Here is a 4,326-nt window from a genome sequence, read left to right as displayed (position 1 = left end):
GCGAACCCATCTTAAACGGTTGACCCGCAAGACTATCTGCTTCTCAAAGTCAGAAGAAATGCACGATAAGATCATCGGATGGTATCTGACGATCAATCATTACCACTAAATCTGCGTCACGACCCGATTTATTTGCATTACGTACCCGGGCTACACCGCCATCAATACCAACTTTTGATGTATATAGACCTTCTGCACGCTTAACAGTGATTGCGTCACCATCGCTAAAACCAGAAATCAGAACCGGACCTACGGTAACAAAAACCTGATCGCCTTTATAAGTACCTGTTAATTCAGCTGCCATAGTTTAGTTGCTCCTTATTATTGTAATTCATACGACAGATTGCCGTTGATGTTAGTTAGATGAATAGCGCCAGCCAGACGAGCAGAGAACGCTAAATTCAGAATACGGTCGGCTTTGTCCTGGAATGGGACATCTACGCTGCGTGGATAAGTCACTACGAAACCTTTGACATTATTACCGTCTGCATCGATTTCATCCGGCGCAATACCACCAACACGTTGACCTTCAGTCAGACAACCGGTCAGATTGTTTACAATCAGCGCAATACCACCATCGGTATAAGGCACTTTATTACGGTTGATCATCAGAGTACTCAGACTGGTTTGAATAGCATCGGCCAACCAGTCACGGAAACGGATCACATCCACCCACTCACCGCTGACCACTTTACCCGGAGTAGTCAGGTAGATTTGTGGAGCAAAACGCTCGAAGGTATTGCCGCCTTTTTTCAGGATCGTTTGCTGTTCGGTTGCGCTCCAGTCAGAGGCTTCCACAGCAGAAAGTTGTTTCAGAGCCCAAGTTTCTCCCCCTGGAGCAATGGTAAAGCAACGCCCCATCCAGGCCATTTCCAGATATTGCCCGGCAGCATGTTTATCAACAATAACCGCGGTACGCAGGTAGTTTTTAGCCGACAGTGAAGACAGAACATCGGTAGTGCTGCTGGCATCAGTAATTGCAGCTTCCGCACTGGAAGTGAAGAACATTTTGGTTTGAGTTTCAGCCCATTCCGCAGCCGCTAATTGCAGTGCCGGAGTACGTTCTGTCAGCGCAAAGCCATACCAGTTAGCATCTTCAGCCTGAATAGCTGACAGCTGTGCAGCCAGCGTATCAGCAGCCACTTTCCCTTCAGTGCCAACATCCAAACGACCTACTTTACACATTTGTGGGCGTGGGGTTTGGCTAAATACTGCACGCAGCGCTTTCAGTACGTCTGCCGGCAGCTCATCTTCCTGAGCCGCATTGTAGTCCAGATAAACACGAACACGTTCAGTAAAAGTGGTTAATGGAGCAATAACCATTGGCACGCCAAAAACACCACGCGGTACACTGGTAGTACTTAGTGCAATATTTACATTCACAATCTGATTCAGAGAACCCATTGTTTTACCTCGTTAAGTTAATCATGATTTCGCTACCGTCAGTGGCAGCATGGATATTCTCAATTACGCTAATGGCGTCCTTGATAATGACGGAATAGTGGATGAAAAAACTCAGATAGGTTTCTGAGTTTGGTGTCCATTCAGCGTCTTCTTTCATTTCTGTTTTAAGTTGAGCGCTACCTTCTATTCCTATTTGTGCCAGTTGAAACCGCTCTGACACGGATACTTTTCTCAGTCTGTCGCTGAGTTTATTTAATTGCTCCACTACCCCTTCTCCACGGTAGTGAATAGCAATCTCGGCCCGACGTTGACCACGGATGATCAAATAACCCTGTTCATCGACCTCCTGTCCAACCTCATCACTCATGCCTAATGCTGTACAGGAAACCATACTTAATTCAGCATAAGGTTCTTCCGGTACTGCTTCCCCCTTAACAATCAGGCTGGCGTCCAGCAGGGGTTGCAGCAAGTTTTTCAACTGCTGTTCAATGCTTATCGCCATGAAAACCTCAAGAATTGATATTCAGTAGATGGGATAAATAAAAAAGCCCCGCATAGTGCGAGGCAGGAGTTAGTTGTTGAAACAACCACTATTGTTAAATGACAGTTTAGAAAAAACAACTTTATTTAGTTAAAATGTTTTTATATTGAATTATATAAAGCTTAGTGACTTGAAAGTTAGTAGGTGAAACATAGGTTAATTGATAAGTATTGCCTGATTGAACGACATACTGATTAGTATCATTAACAGTACCTGCTCTGACTTTAACGTATATTGTTGAGCAGCCGAATTTCGTCCATTATCATAAATAATAGCATTTACGATTTGCTGCTCGCCATTCTTCTGAACACTGATACCATTGCCAGCATTTCGCCCAAAAGTTCCTGAAATAATTAACCCATGGCTACCGCTCATATCCACAAATCCATCATTTCCGTTAAACTCAAATGTGTCATCAAACTTGGCATCATGTTTAAGTAACGGAAAACCGGCTGCAGTTAAACTGCCGCAATTAAAGGTCACACCACAGTAATCATTATTGCTGTAGATATTATTACAAGATCTGATTTTATGGGTAGCGGCTTCAAAACGAGCGCCATCCATCTGGTTATATTGGAAATTACATCCTTCAATAACAAAATTATCTATTGCAGTATGACACATCAACCCATGCATTCGGGCTTTTAATCCATTACCATTTAAAATCCAGACATATAGTTGTAAATCATCCATGATTTAAAATTTCCAACCGGACGATTAAAACTCTTCATCGGTCCTGTCTCGCCAACAATGCCAGAGTAGATGAAACGGTTGAAATATTAGCTGTCATAGATTTCCCAAATAAAAAAACCACACGATTATGTGTGGCAAAATTAAATTCAATAATTTATAAACAATCAAAGAACAATAAATTAAATAATATAACCAGCACCGAGCTTTCCCACTCTGAAAAATGATGAAAAATAGGGGTCCGTTGGTAGTGGCATATAGAATTTTTACTTTGCCGATGTATTCAGAATTTTCTGTACCCCCCTTAGTTGCCCATTACATTGTTCAATAACGGTGAAAAGCTCGGCGATATAACCGGGATAATCACCATAGTGTTGAACCTGATACGCCGGTACCAGACAAGGCCTGAACAGGCTGGCTGGCACCGGCAGCGGTGGCGTTGACTTCAGCGGCTCTTTCGCGCAGCCGCTGAGTAACAGCATCAGGAACGGGAACAGCAACGCAGGGGCTCTCCAGTTGGCTTTGTGCCAACGCCCTTTGCAACGCCGCAGTGCGTTTTTCACTCTGTTGTTTTTGCTCTGCAACACCATCCATCACCTCCTGGATTTGCAAGTACTGGGTCCTGATCCTGGCTGAATAGGCCCGTTCCTCTGCTAACGCCACCACTGCCTGTCGCTTCTCATTCCTTAGCTGATTCAGTTGATGACTCAACCAGCGGCAATAAAACAGCAACACAACAATGCATAAAGCCGCGAATGCGGCAGTGATCCACTTATTGGTAAAACTCATGACTCAAACATCCGCTTTTCCAGACGGCGACGGCGTTCCAGCCCACCCAGCCTTTTTCCCTTGGCATATACCCAGCGGGAAAACTCTTCGGCGGCACCGCTGTAATCTCGTAAGTTAAGTTTGCGTAGCAGGGTTGAGGTGCTGAGAGCCCGGGTTCCACAGTTAAATGCAAAGGAAACCAACGCATCAAACTGCCCCTGCGTTAGAGGAACACGAACAATTTTTTGAATATCCTGCTCTACACGAACCAAATCTGCTTTCAGATAGCGTTCCGCCTGCATCTGACTGATTTGGTCCCCTGATTTAGCACCTGCAGTATGGCCATAACCGATAGTCCATACGTTTGCCGGGCAGAGGTAGGCTTTTAACTGGCAGGATTCGAAAGACTTAATGTGATCCACACCCTGTTGACTAGTTATCATGATTTCCTCCGTTAGCCCGCGTCAGGAAGCGCTTCTCCAGGGTTTTAATAAATTCCGCACCAGACCAGCCGGATAATCCGGCAATGCCACCGGCAAACTCAGCTGCCTAGTGGTAGTAATTGGCCGCCAGTAACACCAACGCGCCGGCAAAGATGGCAACAATGGCTTGCAGGAAAAGAATCGACCAGCGAAACTCCTCGCCATTAAGAATCCGATAGGCATAGCTGGCGATAGCGCCCAATAAAGTCATAATCAACACGAGCAGGTAGCTAAATAAATTGAAGTTTTCAGGTTCTTTTATTGGCATTTGTTTTTTCCAACTCCCAAACGGGAGAAATAAAAAAGCCCCGCAAAGCGCTGAGGGATCCCCACAAAATCAGCGCTAATAAACCAACACCATACTCTGGTAGGTTTTGGCGAGATGATTAAGAACAGTACTGAGTACTGTTCGTCTTAAAATTAGCGGAGAGTGTCGCAAGA

General features: G+C 44.9%; 8 protein-coding genes. 1 reads left to right on the top strand and 7 read right to left on the bottom strand.

The genetic code is table 11. From position 1 onward, the window contains the following. Positions 1 to 109, top strand: a 109-nt coding sequence (locus tag LPW36_RS17455; RefSeq protein WP_230608631.1) for an IS1 family transposase, incomplete at its 5' end; no start/stop codon positions are given. Between the two features lie 212 nt (positions 110 to 321). Here LPW36_RS17455 and LPW36_RS17450 read toward each other — a convergent pair. The 7 genes from LPW36_RS17450 to LPW36_RS17900 form a co-directional block, all read right to left on the bottom strand. After that, positions 322 to 1,404 (bottom strand): DUF3383 family protein, encoded by a 1,083-nt coding sequence (locus LPW36_RS17450; protein ID WP_230611857.1) that lies wholly within the window; start codon positions 1,402 to 1,404, stop codon positions 322 to 324. Positions 1,405 to 1,408: 4 nt separating this feature from the next. Then, positions 1,409 to 1,906, bottom strand: a complete 498-nt coding sequence (locus LPW36_RS17445; RefSeq protein WP_218466280.1) for a hypothetical protein — start codon at positions 1,904 to 1,906, stop codon at positions 1,409 to 1,411. Between the two features lie 195 nt (positions 1,907 to 2,101). Next, entirely contained in the window at positions 2,102 to 2,638 is a 537-nt protein-coding gene (locus tag LPW36_RS17440) for a hypothetical protein (RefSeq protein ID WP_230611854.1), read from the bottom strand. A gap of 263 nt (positions 2,639 to 2,901) precedes the next feature. Then, complete coding sequence (locus tag LPW36_RS18045) at positions 2,902 to 3,060, bottom strand: hypothetical protein (protein WP_420844816.1); 159 nt, start codon at positions 3,058 to 3,060, stop codon at positions 2,902 to 2,904. Beyond that, positions 2,999 to 3,424 carry a hypothetical protein gene (locus LPW36_RS17435; RefSeq protein WP_230611852.1) on the bottom strand — a complete coding sequence of 142 codons (426 nt, stop codon included), beginning with the start codon at positions 3,422 to 3,424 and terminating at the stop codon, positions 2,999 to 3,001. Before LPW36_RS17435 ends, LPW36_RS18045 begins: the two co-directional genes overlap by 62 nt. Beyond that, positions 3,421 to 3,846: a lysozyme gene (locus tag LPW36_RS17430; RefSeq protein ID WP_230611850.1), complete on the bottom strand. Its 426-nt coding sequence runs from the start codon at positions 3,844 to 3,846 to the stop codon at positions 3,421 to 3,423. Before LPW36_RS17430 ends, LPW36_RS17435 begins: the two co-directional genes overlap by 4 nt. 106 nt (positions 3,847 to 3,952) lie before the next feature. Continuing rightward, complete coding sequence (locus LPW36_RS17900) at positions 3,953 to 4,153, bottom strand: hypothetical protein (RefSeq protein WP_338085996.1); 201 nt, start codon at positions 4,151 to 4,153, stop codon at positions 3,953 to 3,955. Positions 4,154 to 4,326 lie beyond the last annotated feature (173 nt).

Origin of the sequence: Limnobaculum eriocheiris, from assembly GCF_021010575.1 — a bacterium.
GTDB lineage: Bacteria > Pseudomonadota > Gammaproteobacteria > Enterobacterales > Enterobacteriaceae > Limnobaculum > Limnobaculum eriocheiris.
Note: the sequence above shows the minus strand (reverse complement) of the source record. Positions and strands in the feature narration are given on the sequence as shown.